The organism is Rufibacter aurantiacus, from assembly GCF_017916345.1.
Taxonomy (GTDB): domain Bacteria; phylum Bacteroidota; class Bacteroidia; order Cytophagales; family Hymenobacteraceae; genus Nibribacter; species Nibribacter roseolus.
The window spans coordinates 223,023-247,601 of the sequence record NZ_JAFMSV010000003.1; the positions used below are offsets into that span (position 1 = coordinate 223,023).

The following is a 24,579-nucleotide window of genomic DNA, read 5'->3' on the forward strand; positions in this document are numbered from 1 at the left end:
ATAACCATGCAAAGGCGCACGTCCTTGATACCTAAGATGGCGATTATTTCGTTTTAAAATATATAATTTGAAGATTAAATTTTAAGCCTAAATTTTCTTTTGTAAAGCTTCTTCTAACCCCAACTGATGATGGAAAAAGCGACAGGACACCAATATCTTTATCCCAGAACCTGGTTGCCATTTGCTCTGGTGCTGGTAATTATGTTTCTCAGCCAACCGGCCCAAGCCTGGCCCTGGACCTGGAACCGCTATGATGCCAAACAACTGAAAAACGGCCGCTGGCGTGCTTTCCATGATTATGAAGAGAAAATCCTGCATTACAAAGGCAGGTACCGGCACGGAAAAGAAGTAGGCGTCTGGAAGACGTACACCGCTGATGGCAAGCTTTACTTCACTGAGAAGATCAAGCGGCAGAACAAGAGTTATAAAACGGTATATTACCACCCCAACGGCAAGGTCTCACACCGGGGCATGGCTTACCTGCGGGATGCCGAAAGCGGCGGGGTTCATTTCTATTGGGAAGGTGACTGGGAGTACTTTGATCTGGATGGACGGCCGCTGGGGGTGAAAACCTTTGTGAAAGGCAATCCCACCACAGATTCACCGGTGCTGGGCAGCGTGAGAAAACCAAAGTAGTTTACTTAATACCCCAAGAATTAAATCGTTTAAAGGTTAAAACTTCTGATCTGTGCAAATTCTACGACCAAGAATCAAAGTACTAGTGATCTGTGTCTTTTTGCTGGTTCCTTTGGTAAGCAACGGTTTTACATGGCCCTGGAAATGGAACCAAGTAAATAAAGAGGGAATACGGAAGGGGAAATGGCGCGCCTATTATGACCATAAACCCGATCAGCTCATGTACACCGGGCGGTTCAAAAACGGGCAGGAGAAAGGTACCTGGAAAACCTATTCACAAGACGGCAAACTGGAGCGCCTGGAGAAGTACGAGCCCAAACTCAAGCGGATCAAAACCACCTTTTACCACCCCAACGGCAAGGTCTCACACCAAGGGCTGGCCTTTCTCTTTGAGGAAAACAACCTGCTCATGTACAAATGGCACGGCAACTGGGAGTATTATGACTCCACTGGCGCTTTCCGGGGCTGGATTGCCTATCAACGGGGAAAGGCAATGTCTCCGCAACCCATCTCAGGCAAAAGGATAGTTCCAGGAGGAGTAGAATAAGACTTTCCTGGCCAGCTTAGCGAAGAGGACCGTTATAGCCTACCCTCAGAAAAATAGCCCCTAAACGGCATACAGGACATTTTCATTACCAGACTATTTCCTTAACAGACCTTCTCTTCTTTGTCATCCTGAAAGGATCTTCTGGGCGAACTGTATTTATCGTCTGCAAAAGGATTCGCCTTTATTTCACTTAGGAAAATTCCATTCCTCGGAGGGACAGGGGTGGGTTCCGTCTTTAGCCATTGGCACATTCGCCTTTTTTGGCGAAAACCATTTAAGAGCCTTTTTCACGAAAACTACCCCAAAACGGAAACCCTGCCAATTAGCAATGTCTTTGCTGTTCTTGTTCTTCGTGCCTGCTTGATTTGTTAAGTAAGAGTGCCTTATCTTGAGGCTGCCGCCTCACTGAAGTTGCAAACTTCAGCCCGTGGTAGGTCCAAGTTGGAAACTTGAACCAGAGATTTATTTAAGATAAAAGGAAACTCCCATAAAAGGAGAAGGTCAGGCAAATTGCCTGACCTTCTCCTTTTAAGTTTATTAAATGACTAGCGCTCATTAACCGGGGTGTAGTCACGGGCCGGGGCACCGGTATACACCTGACGTGGACGACCGATGGGCTCTTTGGCTTCACGCATCTCTTTCCACTGGGCGATCCAGCCTGGTAGACGACCCAGGGCGAACATCACGGTGAACATCTCGGTTGGGATACCAATGGCACGGTAGATGATTCCAGAGTAGAAGTCTACGTTAGGGTACAGTTTACGCTCCACAAAGTAAGGATCAGTCAGAGCGGCTTGCTCCAGTTCCATGGCAATGCTCAGGATAGGGTCATTGATGCCCAGGGCAGTCAATACCTCATCGGCGGTTTTCTTGATGATGGTCGCGCGCGGATCAAAGTTCTTGTACACGCGGTGCCCGAAGCCCATCAACCGGAACGGATCGTTTTTGTCTTTGGCTTTCTCAATGTACTTCTTGGAATCACCACCATCGGCTTTGATGGCCTCCAGCATTTCAATCACGGCCTGGTTTGCACCGCCATGAAGTGGTCCCCAAAGGGCGCTGATACCGGCAGATACTGATGAGTAAAGGCTGGCGTGGGCAGAGCCTACAAGGCGCACGGTAGAGGTAGAGCAGTTCTGCTCGTGGTCGGCGTGCAGGATCAACAGCTTGTTCAGGGCATCCACTACCACTGGGTTGATCTCGTACTCCTCAGTAGGGTACGCGAACATCATGTGCAGGAAGTTAGAACAGTAGTCCAGCTTGTTTTTAGGGTAGTTCACCGGGTGACCCACTGAGTTCTTGTAAGACCAGGCCGCAATAGTAGAAAGTTTGGCCATTAAACGGATAATGGTCAGGTCAATCTCTTCTTTGCTCTGGTTTGATTTTACAGACTCTGGGTAAAACGCGGTAAGGGAGCTTACCAGGGCAGACAGGATACCCATAGGGTGCGCCGTGGAAGGGAAACCGTCCAGGATCTTCCGCATGTCCTCGTTTACCAGCGTGTGAACTTTGATCTGATTTGCGAACGTGTCTAATTCTACCTGAGAAGGCAGTTTGCCGTAGATCAGCAGGTAGGCCACTTCAATAAAAGAAGATTTCTCTGCCAGTTGCTCTATAGGGTACCCTCTGTACCGAAGTATGCCTTCCTCACCGTCCAGAAATGTGATGGCACTCTCTGTGGCACCGGTGTTTTTGTAACCAGAGTCAAGGGTGATGTAACCAGTTTGCGCGCGTAAAGCATTAATATCAATGGCCTTCTCGTTCTCAGTGCCCGTTACTACCGGGAACTGGTACGATTTGCCCTCAAGCGTTAGTTCAGCAAAATCAGACATATTACTTCTTTAAGTGTGTGTTTAGTTAGGTTGTTGCGCCTCGCGGCGAAGTTAGCCAAAAGAGCCATAAAATGAAAAGTGTTATGCAGTACCTACTTCTTTTCAAAAATCGCCTGTTGCACACCTTTTACCCGGTTTTTCACTACCTGTTGCCTTACTTTGAGATAGTGTAATTAACCTGGTATACAGTGCCCTTGCAGCAATAATGGACCCTTTGGTAGTATTAATTAAGACTTGAAATTAAACGGCGTCAATATAGAGACAGCTACTGTTTTACTCCAATAAATTTTACAGTTTTTTTACCTGCGGCACCCCTTTTCCGTTACGTCTCTTCCAAGTAGAATTTCGTTGTAAAATTGTCAAACAAACAACTGTTAGGGTTTTTTGCGTTTGAAATAATTTATTTAAAATCTGTTTTAATTAAAAAATGTAAAAAAATGGTTCATGTAATTAAAAAATGGCAAATTTTAAATTTATGTTTTGAGCCTATTTCTATAATGCATAAGATTGGAAAATCAGCTTGATGTTAAACGAGTCTCTAGACCCAATCTTAATGGAAGTAAAAGACAAAATCCAACCGTTTACCGCAGACCTTCTCAGGTCCATTTTCGTGGAGGAAACAGAGGTACCAGGAGAATTCGCCTTACCCGGTGAGGTCCACCAGAAAGAGTATCTTTCTAATGGTTTCATGAAGGCCTGGGACGGTCCGGCACATGAGGTGTATTCACCCGTGGCCCTAGCCCAGCCAGACAACACTTACGCCCGCAAACTCATTGGCACTTACCCCGTGTGTACTGAGAAGGAAGCCCTGGAGGCGCTTGACGCAGCCGTAGCGGCCTATGACAACGGGCGCGGGGCCTGGCCCACCATGGGGGTGGACGGCCGCATTAAATGCGTGGAGCGTTTTACCCAAAAGATGATTGCCCAGAAAGACATTGTGGTCAAGCTGATCATGTGGGAGATAGGCAAATCCTTCGCCGACTCGGTGAAGGAGTTTGACCGCACGGTGGAGTACATTTACGCCACCATTGACGCCCTCAAGAACCTGGACCGCCAGAGTTCCCGCTTCGAGATTGAGCAGGGTATTGTAGCGCAGGTACGCCGCTCGCCATTGGGTGTGGTTTTGTGCATGGGCCCTTTCAACTACCCGTTAAACGAGACCTTCACCACGTTGATCCCGGCGCTCATCATGGGTAACACCATTCTTTTCAAACCACCTAAGCATGGTACGTTGTTGTTCTACCCGCTGCTGGAGGCCTTCCGTGATAGCTTCCCCGAAGGTGTGGTGAACACCATCTACGGCCGGGGGCACGCCATTGTGCCGGCCTTGATGCAATCGGGGAAAGTGAACGTGCTCACGCTCATCGGGAGCAGCAAGGTAGCCGATGAACTCAAGAAGCTACACCCCAAGGTGAACCGTTTACGCGCGATTCTGGGATTAGACGCCAAAAACGCAGCTATCATTACCCAGCACGCTGACATAAAGCTGGCGGTGGAGGAGACGGTGCTGGGAGCTTTGTCTTTCAACGGGCAGCGCTGCACGGCTCTGAAGATCGCGTTCGTGCACCGGTCTAAGGTAGACGCTTTCCTGGAACTGCTTACCCAGGCCGTGGGCAATTTGAAATACGGTATGCCCTGGGAGAAGGGCGTTTCCTTAACCCCGCTGCCCGAGCCGCACAAACCCGCTTACCTGAAAGAATGCATTGACGATGCCGTGGCCCACGGCGCCAAAGTAGTGAACCCGGGCGGCGGCACGGCCTTTGAGTCTTTTGTGTACCCGGCTATTCTGTACCCGGTGAACGAGAAGATGAAACTCTACCGCGAGGAGCAGTTCGGGCCCATCATTCCGGTGGTGGCTTTTGACGACCTGGAGGAGCCTATCCAATACTTAATAGAGTCTACCCATGGCCAGCAGGTGAGCGTCTTCAGCCAGGATGCCTCAGAGATCGCCTCGCTCATTGATCCGTTGGTGAACCAGGTGAGCCGCGTGAACATCAATTGCCAATGCCAGCGCGGACCGGACACCTTCCCGTTCACCGGCCGCAAAGACTCTGCCGAGGGTACCCTCTCAGTGGTGGATGCACTCAGGTCCTTCTCCATCAGGTCATTGGTGGCCACCAAGTTCAACGATAATAACAAGCAGTTGTTAAACCAGATCGTAAGTGAGGAGCAGTCCAACTTCCTAAGCACCAAGTTTATCTTTTAGCCTATTTTAGGCCCATTTTGCTGAAAACAGCCTCAATGCCACTCTGGATTATCCGGGGTGGCTTCTTTTTTTGCCCTTTTCCAAGGGAGAAGCTATACCTTTTTTAAGGTTCAATTTTTCTCTATTCTGCGTTGGGTAAACTGTTGTGAATGAGGGTTAAAAGTATGGGCAAGAGTATCCGTATAAATATCTGAACTTATACATAATTGAATATTTCCATGCTTTGGGTATAGACCTGGCCTTGGTTTATGCGTAGACGGTACGCGAGTAAAACAAACCCATTGTTCTGCCAATCCATTTACTTGACCCAAAATCTATGAACATCATTACCTATCCGGGAAAGCCTTTCCCATTAGGAGCCACCTATGACGGAGAAGGTGTCAACTTTGCTTTGTATGCCCATAACGCCATCGGGGTAGAATTATGCCTCTTTGATTCCCCAGACGCTCCAAAGGAATCTGCCCGACTGAAAATGGAAGAGCGTTCTTACGAGGTGTGGCATACCTACGTGCCGGAACTGAAACCGGGCCAACTGTACGGGTACCGCGTTTACGGAGCCTATGAGCCTGAAGAGGGCCACCGGTTCAACCCCAACAAGCTATTGATTGACCCTTACGCCAAAGCCATCTCCGGTACCATTAACTGGCACGAGTCTCTGTTCGGGTATAAGTTCGGGCACGAGGACGAAGACCTCAGCTACGGTGACCTGGACAGTGCGCCCTACATTCCTAAATCGGTGGTGATTGACCCTTACTTTGATTGGGAAGATGACACCCCGCCCAAAATAGCTTACCACAAATCCATCATCTACGAAGCGCACGTTAAGGGCTTCACCCAAACCCACCCAGACATCCCGGAGGAGATCAGGGGAACCTACGCGGGTATTGCCCACCCGGTGACCATTCAGTACCTGCTGGATCTGGGCGTAACGGCTATTGAGTTGCTGCCCGTGCACCACTTTGTGACCGACTGGTACCTGCAAGACAAAGGCCTTACCAATTACTGGGGCTACAACACCATTGGGTTCTTCGCGCCCGATGTGCGGTACTCCAGCAGTGGGGTTCTGGGCCAGCAGGTTATTGAATTCAAGAACATGGTCAAAGCCCTCCACAAAGCGGGTATCGAGGTGATCCTGGATGTGGTGTACAACCACACGGGTGAAGGTAACGAGCGTGGGCCAACCTTGTCTTTCAAGGGTATTGACAATGCTTCTTATTACCGCCTGGTAGATGACAACCAACGGTATTACATGGATTACACCGGTACAGGCAACACCCTTAACGCCAACTTGCCCAGTGTGCTGCGCCTGATCATGGACAGTCTCCGCTACTGGATCCTGGACATGCACGTAGACGGCTTCCGTTTTGACCTGGCCTCGGCGCTGGCCCGCGAGCTTCACGCCGTGGACCGGTTGAGCTCCTTCTTTGACATCATCCACCAGGACCCGGTGATCTCCCAGGTGAAACTCATTGCCGAGCCCTGGGATGTGGGTGAAGGCGGATACCAGGTAGGTAACTTCCCGCCCGGCTGGACCGAATGGAACGGAAAGTACCGCGACTGCATGCGCGATTTCTGGCGCGGTGAGGAAAGTATGCTGGCTGAGTTCGCTAACCGGTTCACCGGCTCCTCAGACCTGTACTATGATGACTACCGCCGCCCCACCGCCAGTATCAACTTCATCACTGCCCATGACGGCTTTACGCTGCATGACCTGGTTTCCTATAATGAGAAGCACAACGAGGCCAACGGCGAAGACAACAAAGACGGCGATGACCATAACCGTTCCTGGAACTGCGGGGTAGAAGGCCCCACCGATGACCAGTGGATTATTGACCTGAGAAACCGCCAGAAGCGGAATTTCCTGGCTACCATGTTCCTTTCGCAGGGTGTGCCCATGATGGTAGCCGGCGATGAACTAGGCCGCACTCAGGGCGGGAACAACAATGCCTACTGCCAGGATAACGAAATTTCTTGGTTGAACTGGGCGGGGGCAGATAAACAGCTTCTGGAGTTCTCCAAAAAGCTCATCCATTTCCGCAAGAACCACCCGGTGTTCAGACGCCGCCGCTGGTTCCAGGGGCGGGCTATTAAAGGGCAGGGGGTAGAGGACATTGCCTGGTTCCTGCCTACCGGCGATGAAATGTCTTATGAGCATTGGGAGCAGGACCACGCCAAATCGTTGGCGGTTTACCTCAACGGCCGGGGCGTGCATTCCCGCGGACCCAAAGGCGAGGTGGTGTTAGATGACTCCTTCTTCGTGATCTTCAATGCCTACCATGACTCCATTGTGTTTCACGCCCCTAGTGAAAAGTACGGCGAGAAATGGACCGTAGTGCTGGATACTTTCCGCGACCAGGTGGAACCCGAAGAACCCATTACGTATAAGGCCGGTGAGTCTTTCTACGTAGAAGGTCGCTCTGTTTTAGTTTTGAAGAACCCTATTTTTCATAACCCCGAATGAATAAAATAGACGTCAGCAAAAGAACCCTGGGTGTTACCTTTAATCCCCAGGGGCTCGCCGAAATACTGGTGTGGGCACCCAAAGCAGAGCAGGTGGAGATCTGCCTGAACAACGGAAACACCATCATTCCGCTGCGCAAAGGCGAATTTGGCTACTGGCACGAAACCACTGACCAGGTGGAGCCCGGCGACACCTATAAATTCAGGATAGACGAAGACCAGGAATACCCGGACCCTGCTTCTTTGTCCCAACCCGAAAGCGTGCACGGTCCGTCTCAGGCCGTTGATGTAGACAAGTTCAAGTGGACGGATGACCAATGGAAGAACCTGCCCCTGGAGGAGTACGTGATGTACGAACTCCACACGGGCACCTTCTCGCCAGACGGAACCTTTGCCGGTCTGGAGCAGAAGCTGGACTACCTCAAAGAACTTGGGGTGAATGCCATTGAAATCATGCCGGTGGCGCAGTTCCCCGGAGACAGGAACTGGGGCTATGACGGTGTTTTCCCGTATGCCGCCCAAAACACCTACGGCGGACCTAAGGGCTTGCAGCACCTAGTAGACGTTTGCCACCAGAATGGCTTTGCCGTAGTGCTGGACGTGGTGTACAACCACATGGGCCCTGAAGGTAACTACCTGGGCGTGTACGGCCACTACTTCACAGACAAATACAACACCCCGTGGGGACCGGCCCTCAACTTTGACGATGCCTGGTGCGATGGCGTACGCCGCTATATCACTGAGAACCTCCTGATGTGGTTCCGGGACTTCCACATTGATGCCGTACGCATGGATGCCGTGCACGCCATCAAAGACTTCAGCCCCAACCACATTCTGCGGGAGATGAAGCAGCACGTATACCAACTGATGGAGGAAACCGGCCGCAACCATTACATGATTGTGGAACTGGACCTCAATGACACCCGCTTCATCAATCCGCTGGAACAACAGGGCTACGGCATGGATGCCCAATGGATTGACGAGTTCCACCACGCCCTGCGCGTGACCATCACCGGCGAGCAGACCGGCTATTACTCAGATTTTTCGGGTATCAGCCACCTGGCCAAAGCCTACCAGGACGCCTACGTTTTTGACGGCCAGTTCTCAGAGCACCGGATGAAAACGTTTGGGGTAAAGGCCGAGAACAACCCCGGCAAGCAGTTCGTGGTGTTCACCCAGAACCACGACCACGTGGGCAACCGCATGATGGGCGAGCGCCTGGGTGCATTGGTAAGCTTTGAAATGCAGAAACTGGCCGCCGGGGCCGTGCTCCTGAGCCCGTACCTGCCCATGCTCTGGATGGGCGAGGAGTACGCAGAACCCAATCCGTTCCAGTATTTCGTGAGCCACACAGATCCGGATTTGGCTGAAGCCGTGCGTAAAGGCCGTAAAGCCGAGTTCGCCGCTTTCCACGCCGAGGGAGAAGCTCCGGACCCCATGGCCGAGACAACGTTCAACAACTCCAAGTTGCAATGGGACTTGGTGCAGCAGGAGCCGCACCAGACCCTGTTCCGCTACTACCAGACCCTCCTGCGCCTGCGCCGCGAACTGCCCGCCCTGAAAAACCTGGACCGCAAAGCCGTGCAAGCCGAGGCCAACGAATCCCAGAAAACCTTGATTCTCCAGCGCGGTCAAGGTAGCCACCAAGTCATCGCTTTGATGAATTTCTCCCAGCAGCCACAGAAAGTAACCCTTCCTATTGGAGCCAAGAACCTGCAACTGGTACTAGACTCCGCCTCCCCGGAATGGAAAGGCCCGCAAGCCGCTGAACCATCGGTAGCCGGTGGAGCAGAAGTGACCCTACAACCGGAGAGTTTGGTCGTGTACCAAGCCTAAATCATTTCAGGCCTGTTTTATAAAAAACAGGCCTGAAATATAACCTACTTCAAGTTTGAGCGCAGCGGTAACTTGGAGTACAAATGACCGCCAGTTTGTAACTGGCGAAACACATGACCAGGTATTGCACCAAGCCAGTTACAAACTGGCATCAAAGGCAGCCACAAGTTACCGCTCCGCTCAAACTTGCGGCATGTCTGTGTGTTTCGGACAAAATCATTTCTGGCCAGTTTCATATTAAACAAGCCAGAAATGATTCCACAGACAATGGAACGTGGAGACAAGGCAGTGCCTTGTCTCCACGTTTGCAATGGTATTTTCCAGGTGTAATGTCCACCGCTGGCGCGAGCTTCCAGCTCGTGCCTTCTACAGGTGATTCAACCTTTACGCTAATGCCGGTTCAAAAATGTGTGCGGACACGAGCTGGAAGCTCGCGCCAGCAAAAGGAGTTTCTGAAAGAGTAAATAAACACCTTTATAGTACCACGTTTTCTGCCGGTTTTCCGTAGACACGGCCTAATACACAACTTGTACGCTTCACTTATTGATATAAGAGAAGCAGGAGGAAACAACTAACAAACCCATTCCTATAGCACCTCTACAAACAACATAAAACTATGCATAACCCTGTCGCGACGTATCGCTTGCAGTTTCATAAGGAGTTTACCTTTCAGGACTTTGAGCGCATTATACCATATCTGCAGAAACTGGGGGTAAGCACCATCTATGCTTCGCCCATTTTTGAGGCTACTCCGGGCAGTACCCACGGGTATGATGGGGTGAACCCGCACCGCATCAACCCCGAGATTGGGACCGAGGAAGAGCTGAAGACGCTGGCCGGGGCACTGAAAGAGCAAGGGGTGAGCTGGCTGCAGGACATTGTACCCAACCACATGGCTTATCATCCCAACAATCCCTGGCTCATGGATGTGCTGGAGAAAGGCCCGCTAAGCCAGTACCATAAATTCTTTGACATCGGCTGGACCAGCTCAGTGTACAACGGGCGCGTGATGGTGCCGTTCCTGGGCGGCAAGCTGGAGGAGGTGATCCAGAACGGTGAGCTGAAGGTAGCCTTTGACGAGACGCAGCAGCGGCTGGTGCTCAAATACTATGACAGCGCCTATCCGCTGAACCTGAAATCCTATGAGACCATCCTGCGCGGAGAAGGCGAGCCCAACCAGGCCATCTCGCAACTCCTGGACAAACTGGAACAGATCCACCAGACCGAAGAGCCGGTTAGCCTGGCTTTGAAGTGGGAGGAGTTCCGCCAGCAATTGGTGTCTCTGATGAAGAACGACGTGGTGCAGGCATCGGTAGAGGCAAGTCTGCAGGCCATTAATGAGAAACCGGAGCGCGTGCAGCAGCTGGCCGAAGAGCAGGTGTACCAGCTCTGCCACTGGCAGGAAACCGATTACCAGATCAACTTCCGGCGGTTCTTCACGGTGAACGGGCTCATCTGCCTCAACATCCAGGACCCCGACGTATTCACCACCTATCACCAGTACATCAAGCAACTGCAGGACGAAGGCGTGTTCCAGGGCCTGCGCATTGACCACGTAGACGGCCTGTATGACCCCACCGGGTACCTGCAGCAGCTGCGCGAACTGGCCGGTGAGGAAACCTACATTGCGGTAGAGAAGATCTTGGAGCCCGGGGAGCCCATGCCCAAGCAGTGGCCTATCCAGGGGAACACCGGCTATGATTTCCTGTCGTTCGTGAACAACCTGTTTACCTACAAACCCGGCCAGGAAGCCTTTGACCAGCTGTACCACCAATTGGTAGGCGAGGGGGCCGAGGTGCAGGAGCAGATCCATGAGAAGAAAGCCTACATCCTGAACGAGAACATGCGCGGCGAGCGCGAGAATCTGTATAGGTACTTCCTGGAGCAGCGCCTGGTAGACGAAGAGGTGTTGAGCAGCGTGGAGCCGGAAACCCTTAAAAGCGCCATCGGCGAGTTCCTGATTCAGTGCCCAGTGTACCGCTACTATGGAAACCAGATGCCACTGGACGGCGAAGAAGCCGAGGCCGTGCAGCTGATTTTCAACCGAATCAGGGAAAGTAAGCCGGAAATGGTAGGGGCTGTGGAGCTGCTGGAAAGGGCTCTGTTGGGCACTGCCCCGGAAGGCGAAGATGATACGTACCTGGAACGGGCGCAGAAATTCTACCAGCGCTTGATGCAGTTCAGTGGTCCGCTCATGGCCAAGGGGGTGGAAGACACCATCATGTATACCTACAACCGCTTCATCGGACACAATGAGGTGGGAGATTCGCCGGAATCCTTCGGCACCAGCCCAGAGGAGTTCCACCAGATCATGCAGGACCGCCAGGCTAACTGGCCGCTGTCTATGAACGGAACCTCTACCCATGACACCAAGCGCGGCGAAGACGTGCGGGCGCGCCTGAACGTGCTCACCGAACTGGCCGAGGATTGGACTACCGCCGTGCAGGAGTGGCGTGAACTCAACGCCGACCTGAAGCAGAACGATGCCCCTACGGTAAACGATGAATACCTCATCTACCAGACCTTGCTGGGCGCGTACCCCATGCCGGGCCAGGACGAAGATGACTTTGAGACCCGCGTGCAAGAGTATCTGCAGAAAGCGCTGCGCGAAGCCAAGGTCAACTCCAACTGGACCACCCCTAACGAGGAATACGAAGCCGCAACCAAGGCCTTCGCCGTGAAGCTGCTGGACAAGAGCCGTCCGTTTTGGGCCAGTTTTGAGAAATTCAGAACTAAAACCACCGACTTTGGCATTGTCAATTCCCTGAGCCAGGTGCTGCTCAAGTTCACCGCGCCGGGCATCCCGGATGTGTACCAGGGCACCGAGTTGTGGGACTTCAGTCTGGTAGACCCAGACAACCGCCGCCCGGTAGATTACGATAAGCGCCAGGCCTGGCTCGAAGACCTGGACAGCACCGATCTACGCCGTTTGGAAGCCCTTTGGGAAGACCTTTGGGAGAACCGCTATGACGCCCGCATCAAGCTGTGGCTCACCCGTACGCTCTTCACTGAGCGCAAGAACAACGCCGACCTTTTCGCCAAGGGCAAATACCTACCGCTGGCCGTAGAGGGCGAACACAAAGACCACGTGCTGGCCTTCGCGCGGCAGCACCTGCGTACCTGGTACGTGGTGGCGGTGCCGTTGCACCTGGCGGCGCTTGCCAAAAAACAAGGCGTAGAAATCCTGCAGGACATTGACTGGAAAGATACCAAGGTTATCATTCCGGAAGACGCGCCCAAAGACTGGCAGGACACCTTCATCAAAAACAACGGCAACTACGCGCATGAACTGAGCGTGGCCGATCTGTTCGGGATCTTCCCGTTGGCCTTGCTCAAACTGCAGGCGCAGAACGAGCGCGGCGCGGGTATTCTGTTGCACATCACGTCGCTGCCCTCGGCCTTTGGGATTGGCGACATGGGACCGGAGGCGCGTAAATTCGCTGATTTCCTGCAGGCCAGCAACCAGAAGTACTGGCAGCTGTTGCCGCTCAACCCCATTGAGGCGGGGCAAGGCTACTCGCCGTACAGCTCCATCTCCAGCCGGGCGGGCAATCCGTTGCTCATCAGTCCAGTACTGCTGGCCAAGGAAGGCTTGCTGAACGAGGCAGACCTGAGCCAACACCACCTGCCGCAAACGGGCAATGTGGACTATGTGCAGGCCCAGCGCGTGAAAGACGAGCTGCTGGAGCAGGCCTGGCAGTCGTTCAAGTCCGGCGATTTCCCTACGCTGCAGCAGCAGTTCATCGACTATTGCGGCACAGAGGCCAGCTGGCTCCATGACTTCGCGCTGTACGTGCTCCTGAAAGAGCAGAACGGCGGCAGTGCCTGGTTCCAGTGGGCCGAGGAATACAAGCAACGCGACCCTGCCGCGCTGGAGAAACTGGCCAAGGACCACGCCGATGCGGTAGACAAGATCAAGTGGGTGCAGTTCATCTTCAACAAACAGTGGAAACGCCTGCGCACCTACTGCAACAACCGCGGCATCCAGATGTTTGGGGACATGCCGTTCTACATCAGCTATGACAGCGTAGACGTGTGGGGTAACCGCGAGATCTTCGCCATTGACGAGGAAGGCCAAATGACGGGTGTGGCGGGCGTGCCACCCGATGATTTCTCAGAGGATGGGCAGCTTTGGGGCATGCCGGTGTTTAAGTGGGAGGTGCTCAAAGAGCAGGACTACGCCTGGTGGATCGGGCGTTTGCGCAAGAACATGGAGCTGTTTGACCTGGTGCGGCTGGATCACTTCCGGGCCTTCGCCGATTTCTGGGAAGTACCCGCCGGCGAAACCACGGCCAAGCAGGGTGAGTGGAAACTGGGCCCGGGCGCTGACTTCTTCACCTTTGTGCAGAAGGAGCTGGGCAGCCTGCCGTTCATTGCCGAGGACCTGGGCGAGATAAACGACCTGGTGCTGAAACTGCGCGATGATTTCAACCTACCGGGCATGAAGATCCTGCAGTTTGCGTGGGGCGACGAGATGCCGCAGAACGCCTATATGCCGCACAATTACGCCCGTAACTTTATTGCCTACACCGGTACCCACGATAACAACACCACCCTGGGCTGGTACCGCAACGAAGGCAAGGAGTACCACCAGCAGATTGAGCACTACGTAGGCCGGGAACTGAGCGAAGATGACATCTGGTGGGTTTTCGCCCGCCTAGCCTACGCCTCGGTAGCCAAAACCGCCATTCTGCCACTGCAAGACGTTCTGGGCATTGACGAACTAGGCCGCATGAACACCCCCGGCAAAGGCGAGGGCAACTGGGGCTGGCGTTTAATGCCCGGTCAGATCAACAAGCAAACCGAGGATCAGCTGCGGGAATGGACCAAGTTGTATAACCGGGATTAAGCTTTAGATTAGTACTTAAAAAGTAAAGCCATGGGAGCGATGCTTCCATGGCTTTTTATATATTTAACACTATAAACAAATTTGAACTTCGTATGAACACTCCAAAAAACAACATCTTACTCGTAGCAGTCCTTTTTCTGCTTACCTTGACCACCTCGGCGTTTGCTCAGGATGCTCCTAAGCCAAAAGCCAGCCCGGCGCAAACGGCAACAGGAAAAGTAGGGGCCGCTAACATTACCATTGCCTACAGCAGCCCATCGGTGAAAGGCCGTACCATTTGGGGTGGTCTGGTGCCGTATGGCAAGGCCTGGAGAGCGGGAGCCAACGAGGCCACTACCTTCACCACCGACAAAGACATTACCGTGGAGGGCAAAACCCTGAAGGCGGGCAAGTACAGCGTGTTCATGGTGCCTGGTGAGGCACAATGGCAAATCATCTTCAACTCGCAGACCGGTCAGTGGGGCACCAACCGCGAGGGAGCCAACTTTGATCCGGCTAACAACGTGCTTACCGTGAATGTGAAGCCAAAGAAAGCTGCCCAGATGAATGAAAGCCTGAAGTACGCCATTAACAACAAAGGTTTCTCGCTGCTGTGGGAGAACCTGGAGGTGCCGGTAGCTATCAAGTAAACAGCTGCCAACTTACACAGAAAAGCCTGCCCTAATTAGTTAGGGCAGGCTTTTCTGTTTTAGGGCAATTCCCAGGAAAAGAAGCCTGAAACAGGTTAAGCTCCCTGCAGGGCCTGCGATACCGCCTTGGAAAGGGGAGTGGTAGGCCGCCCGATTAAACCGGAGAGTTGGTGGCTGTCATCGAACAAGTCGCCGGAAGAAGCAGACACATCCCAGCCAGCAATGGCGTGGGCGAAAACTTCGGGTACGCCAAAACTGGAGAGCGTCGCAGCGTAATCGGCTTCCGGCAGGTTTTTGTAGGGAATGTCTTTACCGGTCTGGCGGGAGATCTCGGCGGCCAGGTCCTGTAAGGTGAAGGCTTCATCGCCGGCCAGTTCGTAGACCTTGCCTTCGTGCCCGCTGGAGGTTAATACGGCCACGGCGGCTTCGGCGTAGTCTTCGCGGGTAGCGCCCGAGATTCTGCCTTCGCCGGCACTGCCAATGAACGCGCCACCGGCCAGGGCTCCACCAATAGAGCCGGTGTAATTTTCAGTGTACCAGCCGTTGCGCAGCAGCGTGTACGGAATACCCGAGTCCTTCAGGGCAGCCTCGGTGGCCAGGTGCTCCTCGGCCAGACTCAGCGAGGAAGTATCGGCGTGCAGCAGGCTGGTGTACACAATGTGTTTTACGCCCGCCTTTTTAGCCGCGGAAATCACGTTCTGGTGCTGGGTAGCGCGTTGGCCTATCTCGCTGGACGAGATGAGCAGCAGCGTGTCAATGCCGGGCAGAGCGGCCTCCAGGGTTTCTGATTTGCTGTAATCGGCTTCCCGGGTTTCTACGCCCAGGTCGGACGCTTTCTCCGGATTGCGTACCAGCGCCACAATATTATGCTCTGTTCCTTTCGCTTTGAGTTTGCTTACCACAATGCGGCCCAAATGGCCGGTAGCGGCAGAGATTCCTATGTTCATGCTGTGGTTCTTTAGTGTTTTAGGATCGTTTTGAGATTTTGAGGCTGAAAACAATTTCTTTTCCGCGGTAAGGTAGAGTTTTTACGGACGAACTACTCACCTTTACTGGTTTCACCCAGGAAAGCGGATATACCCAAACAAAGGGGTCCTAAAAAGAAAGTACCTAATTCACCGCTGGGGCATGGGCTGCTCCAGGGTCAATTAGGTACTTTAAAGAGTAGCCATCTACTACAGCGGCTTATCTGTTCTCAGGCTCGTTGGTGCGGCTTTTCAGATCGTCCTCGTCCTGGCGGGAGAGGAATCCCTCATGGCCGGTGTTGCCCGATGAACCCGCATCGTAGGTAGACGAAGAGGCGCTGTTTCTCAGTTCCTCTGAGTCTGGTTCGTAGGAGGCATGCGGATCTGCCTCGCTTTTCTTTCCTTGGGTTGGATTGGGGTCCTGGTTATTTTTATTTTCCTGTTCCATGGTTCAAGTCAGTTTAAGATGTGTTTTCCTGAATGGATTCTCTTTCTACGGCAGAGAAAGCCAGTAGTTAGGATTAGGCTTCATCCAAAGAGATAGGCTTGATTAAGGATGATCCTTCTTCCAAAGCCCGGCCATCAGCAGTTTCAGAGTTTACATTGGATTGAGTGGCAGAAGGAGAGAGGCGTTGACCTGAAACCAGGAAATAGCGTTTGGAAGCCATTTTCGTAAAATTGGCTCCCAAACGTAAAGGAGGTATAGACTATAGACCGAAGGTGTACGCCACTCCCAGTTTGACGAAGAAAGGCGTGCCGGGGGTGAAATGGATTTCTGAAACAGGGTCTACCTCATGGACTAACCTGGACTCGGTTTCAAACTGGGCTTCTTTCCAGTTGCTGTTGAGCAGGTTTTCGCCGCTGAGTTTAAACTCCAGGTTTTTGTGGGTATAGCTCACCACGGCATCCACCAGAAAGTACCCCTCGGCGGTTAAGCTGTAGTCTTCATTGGCGGCACGGTCTGCCAGGAACCGGTACCGCAGGCTTCCCCGCAGGCCTTTGCCGCCCTGGTAACTCAGGCCACCGGTGCTGGTGAAGGTAGGTGCCAACGGAATGTAGTTCTGGCCTCTTTCTTCTTCACGGGCGCGGGGCCGGGCAAAGTTCACATCGGTATCCAGGTACAGCGAGTTAGACAACTGCCCCCGCACCGATACGTCAATCCCCACCCGGCGCGATTTGCCCGAGGGTTCCACCACGCCTTCATCGCCCACGTACACCAGTTCCTGGTCCAGGTCCAGGAACCATGCGGCCGTATTTACTAGCCAGCGGTTGCCGGGTTTAAAAGTAAAGCCCAAATCAGAGCCCCGCGCTGCGGGCAAAGCTTCCCGGCCGCTGGTCTCCGCCGAGACGCGCGTGTCATTGGAGTGGTAGCCCAGTCCGGAGTTCAGGTATACCTGCAGCACGGGCGATAGGGCGTAAGAAAAATTCAGTTTGGGGCTCAGGCGCGTCTGTGCATTTCTCTGGCGAGATGGGGCACCTTCCCCGGCCAGGGCATCGTGGTAGGTGAAGAACAGGCGGTCGGCGCGCAGGGCGGCGTTCACGGTGAAGCGGGAGGACAGCTCCCAGGTTTCGTCCAGGTAGGCAAAGGCGTTCAGCTCGTCTATGTTGCCTAGCTGCACCTGCGTTAAAGTGGTGCTCCGGTTTTTGGTGCGCGACAGCTCCGAATCATGGATGTCATCATACCGGAACCCGATGCCTATTTTGTGGCGCAGCGGCAAACCCAGAAACGGCTGGTTCTGCTCATAGCTGCCCCGGTAGCCGTAGATCTGGCGGTTTTCCTTCTGGCGGATCTGGTCGCCGTTCTCGGGATCGTTCAGGAAAAAGGTGAAGTTGGAGTACAGCTCAAAGCCATAATTTACCACATAGGCCTGGTTCCGGAAAATGGCCCCGTTTCCAAAAGTTTTGTCCAGACTGACGTTGGCGCTGTAGCGCGAGGTGTAGCCGCCCTCAGTGTCATTAATGGCCCCAAACCGGCTGATGCTGCCATCGGCTACGGCTCTTTCGGGAATCTGGCCCGAGGCATCCCAGTTGCTCCGGAACGCCGCTAAGGAGGCCTGTAACAGCATGTTGTTCCCGAAAAGGCCCTGGTAGCGACCCAGCGCATTGAAACGGTTCAACCCCTGCGGCGATTCAAAATAGCCGTTACTGAACAGGTATTCCGTTGCCAGGTAGGCGTTCTGTTGCCTGCTGCGGGCGTTTTGGCCCAGAAGATTCACCATGCCTACTGCCCGGTAAGTATCAAACCGGCCTGCTTCCAGTTTAAGCAGGTTTTTGTCCAGTGCAGTCCTTGTCTTAAAATCGGCGTAGCCGGCCGTGGCAAAGTTTCCCCGTTCCGCGTTGTAAGGTCCTTTCCCGAAATCCACGGTTTCAATGGTCTCAGGAATGAGGAAGTGCAGATCAGAATACCCCTGGCCGTGCGCGTGCGAGACCATGTTCACGGGAACACCGTCGGCAGTTAAGCTGATGTCGGTGCCGTGGTCTATGTCAAAGCCACGCAGGAAAATCTGTTCGGCCTTGCCGCCGCCCGCGTGCTGGGCAATTACCAATCCCGGAATCATGCGCAGCATCTCCTGGGCGTTCTGGGTAGGCCGCAACTGTGCATCTACCGCGCTGATCAGGTGCAGCGGGTTTTCGCGTCTGGCCGTCACGGAGACTTCCTGCAGTTCCAGGTTGCTGGTCTCCAGATGCGAGGTCAATGTAACCGGAATGCCCCTGCTCACCGACACGGTTTTCACCTCCTGCAGAAAACCCAGGTAAGAAACCCGCAACTCATACTGGCCCTCTTTGAGGTTGTGAAAGGCATATTTTCCAAATCGGTCAGTTATGGAAATCTTTTCCAGCAGGGGAATGGAAACCACAGCGCCCTCCAGGGGCGTGTTGGTGCCTTTGCTGTAAACCACCCCCTTGATGGAAACCTCATGACCATATGCCGCCTCTACCAGGCGCATACAAAGCAGCAGGAGCAACCAAAGCTTTTTCATAAGATGGTTCTTATAATTTGGAGATAGAAGAACCTAAGAGACTTTTGCCTTCAAAGCTAAGGGCCGAAGTTTGGTACGGGTTAATAGTAAAGGATTTTTTGATTAGGTTCTGTCCGGCTGCCAGTTTGCCCAGTCGGTAATCAATCAGGCCATGGAGGCAAAGCAGATCAGCGTTCTGGCTCTGGGTGCGGGTGGCTTTCTGGATATGTGCTGCGGCTTTGGCGTAGTTCTGTTGGTGGTAGTAGATGTTGGCCAGGGTCTTGTTTACGTCTATGTTATTAGGCCGCCGTTCATATTCTTTCAAGGCATACTTCAGCGCTCTGGGGTAGTCTTTCTGCAATTCCAGGTAGATGTTGGCCAGCTCCAGGTCCACGTTGTGTCCGGCTTCCTGGTCTTCTTCCATACCCTCCAGCAATTCTTTGAGCGTTGCCTTGGCTCTGGCGTTTTCGCCCTGGTTTTGGTAAAGTCGCACCAATTCTTCCTGGAAGGAGAACTCCGGCAGGGTGTTGGCGGCTTGGGTAAATAATTTCAGGGCTTCCTGTTTCTGGCCTCTTTTTACCGCGATTCGGCCTAATCCTCCCAATGCGAAAGCATACTGGTTGTATTCAGCCAGGGCGCGTTGGTAGTAGTACTCGGCTTGAACCAGGTCGCCGGTTTTCTCATACAGGCTGCCCAGGGTCACCTGGCTCCAGGCGGTTTGCTCCAGGCCCGGAAATCCGGCTTTTACGGCGGCTTGCATGGCTTCTATGGCGCCGGGCAGGTCCCCATGGATTTCCCTGAGGTATGAAATGCGGGAGTAGGATTTAAGGTCTGGGCGAAGGGAAGTCATCTGGTCGGCCATCCGGATGGCTTCTTCGTAGTTACCCAATTCCACGTTGGCGTCACAGAGCACCCCGTACACCGCTGCTCCCCGCGGGTTCATGGCCACGGCCGCTTTGCCGGTTTCCAGGGCTTTCTCAAACTGGTGGAGCGAGAGCTGGATAGAGGCTTTGGCCACGGTGGTCTCGTAGATCAATACCTGGTCGGCGGGTTCCGCGTCCAGGATATCATCTACCAGTTCCAGCGCGGCCGGAAAGTAGTAGGGGTGGTCTCCGGTGACGCGGGCCTCCTGCATATAAGCCAGGGCCAAAAGCAGTTTGCTGCGGTAGTCATTGGGTTTCTCGCGCAACTTGCGCTGCAGACCATTAATGGCAGCTTTAGTGTTCAGCCATTCGCTGGAGGTGGAGATAGGCCCGTGCCGTTCCTTGAGCTGCGGAATGGCTGGCTCCGGCTTATTCCTGTTCCAATGGGTATAGCCGAAGGCCACTACAAAGACGGTTGCCAGTATTGCGGTAAAAAGGTAGACTTTTTTCATGCCGATTTAGGTAAAACGATGAGAAAACGGAAATAAAGACCGGTGCACCAGGCACCGGTCTTTGACCTACAGATTACTTATTCACGATGAACTTAACGGTCTGGAAGGTGTTCTCGCCGGTTTGGATGCGGGCGAAGTACAGCCCGTTTTTCAGGCCTTTCAGGTCTACCACGGTTTCATGGATACCCACAGCCTTCTGCTCGTTTCTCATGGGTGATGCCACCAGCACGCCAGACTCATTGTAAATCTGGAGACTCACAGTGCCGGGTTGCCCTATTTTGTAGCGGAACGTGGTCACATCACGGGCGGGGTTAGGGAAGTTCTCTACCTTTTGCAGCAGGATTTCCGGTGCCCCCAGGTTCAGGCTGCCCAGATTCTGGGTGTTCAGGGAACCAGGCATGGGGTTTCCGTTCAGGTCGCAGTTAATGGCGATATGGCCGTCTGAGAAGCCATCCCAAGGTTTAGCCACGTACGGGAACATGGCCTGGAACGGCTTGTCGTTTTTCTCAACGCCGGTGGTGAAGTTGTATACGCTCAGCAGGTTAGGAGTAAGCGGGTTGCCTCCGGGTACGTAATCATCATACCACAAACCAATGGCAGCCAACACTATCCCACTCACGGCCTGCAACTCAATGCGGGTCACGTCATCCTCCAGCCGGCGCCCGTTGGGGAAACCGTCCATGTTGGGGATGAATTCAAGGTTAGTGTTAGTATTGAACCGGGGATCGGTGAGGCCCAGCGCGGCGGCTTGCACCAAGCCCAGACTGCTGAAGTCCGGTGAGTTACGCGGCGTGGCGGGCACGGCCATGTTCACCCGCAGCATATCGCCAAACGTGGGCAGGAAGTTGTTGATGAACGGTTTGCCTTTAGCCAGCGGATTGCCTCCTTTGCCGGTGGCTAATTGGTAAGGTGCCAGGTTTGGTACGCCGGTCATGAAGATAGGCAGCAAATCCACGGAGCGGGGAGCGTTGGGTCTTAAAAGGTAGTTGCCGTAGAGCTTGGTGTCCAGGGCGGTGCCTTTGGTGGCCGGGTTGCCCAGCAAAGGATAGAGACCAGGTTTTCCGTTCCGGAAGTCAAAAGAACCAAGGGAGTTCGTCTGGATTCTGAGCGGGGCCAGCCCCGGCACCGCGCCCCCGAATTTAGAGTCATCCATGTACAGGGCCAGCTCTGGGTTCACGAAGTACTCATCATACTTGCCGTTCTCCATGGTGGCCGGCGTGGCGTTCCACTCGTCTTTCCGCCCTATAGGGATGATCACCTCGTTTGTCAGCGGCATACCTAGGCGGGAAACCTGCACGTAATCGCCGGAGCTGGTCACGGTGCCGTTGGTGTTTCTTACCGTCATTTGTCTGCGGCTGGCCGAGGCCCACACCCCAATCACGAACCTTTGGTCCAGGATGTTGAAGGCCCGGTTCACGCTTCTTTTGTAGTCAGACAACCGGTAAGAGGGGATCTCCATTGCGATGGTGTGCACGTTCAGTTTGGCCAGACCGTCTGGGGCCGCCTGCGCCCGGATGTTTCCCAGGTCAAATATCCCACCCGGGTCTACAAAGAAAGGATCGTCAATGGGGCCGCAGAAAACTTTTGAGTCGTCAGACAATTTCATGATGGAGGCTCTCATGAGGGCGTCATAATTGGAGTTGAGCCCCACGGCGCCTTCAATAGAGCGAGGCCCCACGTTGTAGGGTGCCACTTTTCCCATGCCCAGCACGGTTTCCCAGGTGGAACCGCCGTCAAGGCTTTTCTTGACCGTATAGGTGGCTTTCTGGTTTTCCTTACCCAGTCTTATCTTAAAAAAGGTGGTTGGGTCTTCGTTCGTTTTCTTGAACTCAAACCGGTAGATAATGTCGTCTCTGGTTGTTCTGGCGTTGTTTTTTATGTGGATGTCATAGGCGATATCCTCCCCGAAGTTATAGTAGTTGGGTCCGCCGTGGGGCAGTTGGAAAGGAATGAAGTTGGCGATGATCACCATGTTCTCCGGGTTGGTGGGGCTCCGGAAAGCATACACGTCGGTATTGTCGGCGAGGGGGTCGTTCGCAATGATGGGCGCCTCCCGGTGGCTGGAGGATTCCAAGTAGTTGCTGTTCACCCCGATGATAAACAGCCCGGCAATAGCCAGGACAGTTACCAAAATCTTTGGTGTGAATCCGGTAAAGATTTTCATAAGCTTTATATGTTAGGTGATGGGTAATCGCCTACTACTCAGTAAGCTATACTCTAAAATCTACGACAGCTGTGTAGTATTGGATTTTAATAACAAAAATTATAATTAATATAATTTTATGTTTCAGGAATAATGATGTTGTGCCAGGAAATAAATACCATCAGGATAAATTCCAGGGTGGGTTTATCCCAAAAATTTATATTGGAGTGATATTATGTTAAAGTTGAACAAAACTGTAACAAAAGAAAGGTGTGGTGCATGCGCCATCGCCAAAACTGTATTCCCTACAATTAAGATGGTTTATGGTGGGAGATAAAAAGCAGGCGGTTTTATAGTAAACTCAGCTTGGTGTAATGACAATGAATCGGCAGGAAGACACCGTAGGAAAATTGACTTATTCTATTGGCCTTAATTTGCACCCTTAAAGTAAACCAGCCCAACCATGTCATGAAAGCCGCTTCTTTTCACCTAAAATTTTCTGACTAAACTTCTACCTGTAAACGTAAAGGGGAAAAGTTTACCTTAAAAATCACGCGCCTATGTCCATGAAAGACCAAATCAGATTATTTGTGGCTGCCAAGTTGCCGGCAGAAGTCAAATCTTACCTGGTGCAGGCCCGGCAGGTTTACGAAGACCCAAACATTAGGGCAGTACCGGAGGAGAACCTGCACCTGACCCTTTACTTCATCGGGAACGTTCCCACCACGGAAGATACCTACATCCGGCAGACCCTGGCCCAGGTAGCGCAGAGGCATGTACCTTTCACTTTGCTTTTAGAGCAATTGGAGCCAGGCCCCAAGCCGCGTTCGCCCCGCCTGATTTGGGCTCGTTTTTCGCAAAACGAGGCATTTTCAAAACTGAGCCAGGACCTTACCCAGGCGCTGGCCCCCGCCCCACCCAAACAAGAGAAGTTCATTCCGCACGTGACGCTATGCCGTTTCCGGAAAGAGGGCACCGTGCCAAGGGACCTGCCCCTTGTCACCCCTCCTGAAGATGTTATGTACCCGGTGTCTTCTTTCGCCCTCTGGCAATCACAACTGGCTTCACCACACCCCATTTATACCATCGTGGAAGAGTACCCGCTTACCTTCTCATGAACTTATATCTGGGGCAAGTTGGTCTGGTTAGAACTGCTTTTCAGAAAAACGCCTGTTAAGCTCTATTTGAGTACGTGGTACAGGTAAATGCCCAGGAAAATAAGCAGGTACAGAGTGATCTGCAGAAAGATGGTGGGCAGAATGCCTTTGAAGAAACCCAGAACCGTCCGCTGCCCGGTGAATTGCACACAGGCCATGGCAAAGTAAAGAGCATACAGCCAGAGATATGACCAAATAATGGCCAGGTGGTGCTCAGGGAAGAACTTCATCAGTGGAATGACCAACACCAGGAAGAAGACCGTACGTTCCCCCGCCGTATAGCAGGCGAGAACGGCGGCCTCGGCAAAATTTACTTCCTGTTTTCTGAACAGGAGTGAGGTGTACAAGGCGGTGAGGGGCACGGTAAAGAAAATGACCAGGTTGAAGTGCTTGGTCATGAGGTTGGCCACCGGGTTGCCGTTCCGGGCCTGGAAAACATCCACCCCGGAAAGGTTGATGATGAGGATGGAAAGTGCCACCAACACCACCAGAAAGTTGAAGGGGTTGTACAGGCTCTTGCGCTTTCCGTCTACATAAGCCCTGGCAATGTAGCCTGGTCTTATCATAAGGTGTTTGATAATCCCGAAGATGCTAGTGTCTGTATGGAAAATGGCATGGAAGAATTCGTGCAGGATGTGCCCCATCGTGAGCCGATGTACATGGGTGCTCTGTCCGCAGGAAGGGCAAAAACTCTGGTCATGTTCATACGGCGCAGAACAGTTCAGGCAAGTGCGGGTGGCGGTTTGAGTAGCTTGCATCTTCTATATGGCTAATGTATTGAAAGATAGCAAACTTCCGGCATTCTAGCCAGAGGTGAATACCAGGATTGGATAGGGAAGTAGGATTCGATTCCTTTCCATTTTAGAGCTTAATTTCTGCGATGTCTTAGGTAAAAGCCCCATATGGTTTTAAGCCTCTTTTAAGAAAAGGAGCCCTAAAAAGAAACAAATCCATTGCTCAAAAGAGCATTTCTGCCGTGATTTC

At 52.9% G+C, this 24,579-nt stretch carries 15 protein-coding genes; 8 read left to right on the forward strand and 7 right to left on the reverse strand.

Annotation, left to right across the window (positions count from 1 at the left end; all coding sequences use genetic code 11):
• The first annotated feature begins 201 nt into the window (after window positions 1-201).
• Both J3P34_RS11475 and J3P34_RS11480 read left to right on the forward strand, forming a co-directional pair.
• Complete coding sequence (locus tag J3P34_RS11475; RefSeq protein WP_210488830.1) at window positions 202-636, forward strand: toxin-antitoxin system YwqK family antitoxin; 435 nt, start codon at window positions 202-204, stop codon at window positions 634-636.
• A gap of 52 nt (window positions 637-688) precedes the next feature.
• A complete protein-coding gene (locus J3P34_RS11480; RefSeq protein WP_210488833.1) occupies window positions 689-1,183 on the forward strand; it encodes a toxin-antitoxin system YwqK family antitoxin in 495 nt (164 codons plus the stop codon).
• 545 nt (window positions 1,184-1,728) lie between these two features.
• Here J3P34_RS11480 and J3P34_RS11485 read toward each other — a convergent pair.
• The gene (locus J3P34_RS11485) at window positions 1,729-3,015 is read right to left on the reverse strand and encodes a citrate synthase (protein ID WP_210464811.1); all 1,287 of its coding nucleotides are present in this window, start codon (window positions 3,013-3,015) and stop codon (window positions 1,729-1,731) included.
• A gap of 553 nt (window positions 3,016-3,568) precedes the next feature.
• On the opposite strand from J3P34_RS11485, the gene J3P34_RS11490 reads away from it, so the two are divergent.
• From J3P34_RS11490 to J3P34_RS11510, 5 genes are all read left to right on the forward strand, one after another.
• Complete coding sequence (locus J3P34_RS11490; RefSeq protein WP_210488835.1) at window positions 3,569-5,221, forward strand: NADP-dependent glyceraldehyde-3-phosphate dehydrogenase; 1,653 nt, start codon at window positions 3,569-3,571, stop codon at window positions 5,219-5,221.
• A gap of 316 nt (window positions 5,222-5,537) precedes the next feature.
• Window positions 5,538-7,682, forward strand: a complete 2,145-nt coding sequence (gene glgX / locus J3P34_RS11495; RefSeq protein ID WP_210488837.1) for a glycogen debranching protein GlgX — start codon at window positions 5,538-5,540, stop codon at window positions 7,680-7,682.
• Window positions 7,679-9,517 carry a malto-oligosyltrehalose trehalohydrolase gene (treZ, locus tag J3P34_RS11500; RefSeq protein ID WP_210488839.1) on the forward strand — a complete coding sequence of 613 codons (1,839 nt, stop codon included), beginning with the start codon at window positions 7,679-7,681 and terminating at the stop codon, window positions 9,515-9,517. Before glgX ends, treZ begins: the two co-directional genes overlap by 4 nt.
• Window positions 9,518-10,133: 616 nt before the next feature.
• Complete coding sequence (gene treY, locus J3P34_RS11505; RefSeq protein WP_210488840.1) at window positions 10,134-14,366, forward strand: malto-oligosyltrehalose synthase; 4,233 nt, start codon at window positions 10,134-10,136, stop codon at window positions 14,364-14,366.
• A gap of 92 nt (window positions 14,367-14,458) precedes the next feature.
• Window positions 14,459-14,995 carry a DUF2911 domain-containing protein gene (locus tag J3P34_RS11510; RefSeq protein ID WP_210488841.1) on the forward strand — a complete coding sequence of 179 codons (537 nt, stop codon included), beginning with the start codon at window positions 14,459-14,461 and terminating at the stop codon, window positions 14,993-14,995.
• A gap of 95 nt (window positions 14,996-15,090) precedes the next feature.
• Here the strand turns inward: J3P34_RS11510 and J3P34_RS11515 are convergent, their stop codons facing one another.
• The 5 genes from J3P34_RS11515 to J3P34_RS11535 form a co-directional block, all read right to left on the reverse strand.
• Window positions 15,091-15,942, reverse strand: coding sequence for an SDR family oxidoreductase (locus J3P34_RS11515; RefSeq protein ID WP_210488842.1), 852 nt, complete (start codon window positions 15,940-15,942; stop codon window positions 15,091-15,093).
• Window positions 15,943-16,180: 238 nt separating this feature from the next.
• Window positions 16,181-16,408: a hypothetical protein gene (locus tag J3P34_RS11520; protein WP_210488843.1), complete on the reverse strand. Its 228-nt coding sequence runs from the start codon at window positions 16,406-16,408 to the stop codon at window positions 16,181-16,183.
• Between the two features lie 259 nt (window positions 16,409-16,667).
• On the reverse strand, window positions 16,668-18,941 hold the full coding sequence (locus tag J3P34_RS11525; RefSeq protein ID WP_210488844.1) for a TonB-dependent receptor: 2,274 nt from the start codon (window positions 18,939-18,941) through the stop codon (window positions 16,668-16,670).
• Between the two features lie 10 nt (window positions 18,942-18,951).
• Window positions 18,952-20,295, reverse strand: coding sequence for a tetratricopeptide repeat protein (locus tag J3P34_RS11530; protein ID WP_210488845.1), 1,344 nt, complete (start codon window positions 20,293-20,295; stop codon window positions 18,952-18,954).
• A 73-nt stretch (window positions 20,296-20,368) separates the two neighbouring features.
• Entirely contained in the window at window positions 20,369-22,459 is a 2,091-nt protein-coding gene (locus J3P34_RS11535; RefSeq protein ID WP_210488846.1) for a DUF4331 family protein, read from the reverse strand.
• Between the two features lie 545 nt (window positions 22,460-23,004).
• Here J3P34_RS11535 and thpR point away from each other — a divergent pair.
• Window positions 23,005-23,556, forward strand: coding sequence for an RNA 2',3'-cyclic phosphodiesterase (thpR, locus tag J3P34_RS11540; protein WP_210488847.1), 552 nt, complete (start codon window positions 23,005-23,007; stop codon window positions 23,554-23,556).
• A 62-nt stretch (window positions 23,557-23,618) separates the two neighbouring features.
• Here thpR and J3P34_RS11545 read toward each other — a convergent pair whose 3' ends face one another.
• Window positions 23,619-24,353, reverse strand: a complete 735-nt coding sequence (locus J3P34_RS11545; RefSeq protein WP_210488848.1) for a DUF3667 domain-containing protein — start codon at window positions 24,351-24,353, stop codon at window positions 23,619-23,621.
• Between the last annotated feature and the right edge of the window lie 226 nt (window positions 24,354-24,579).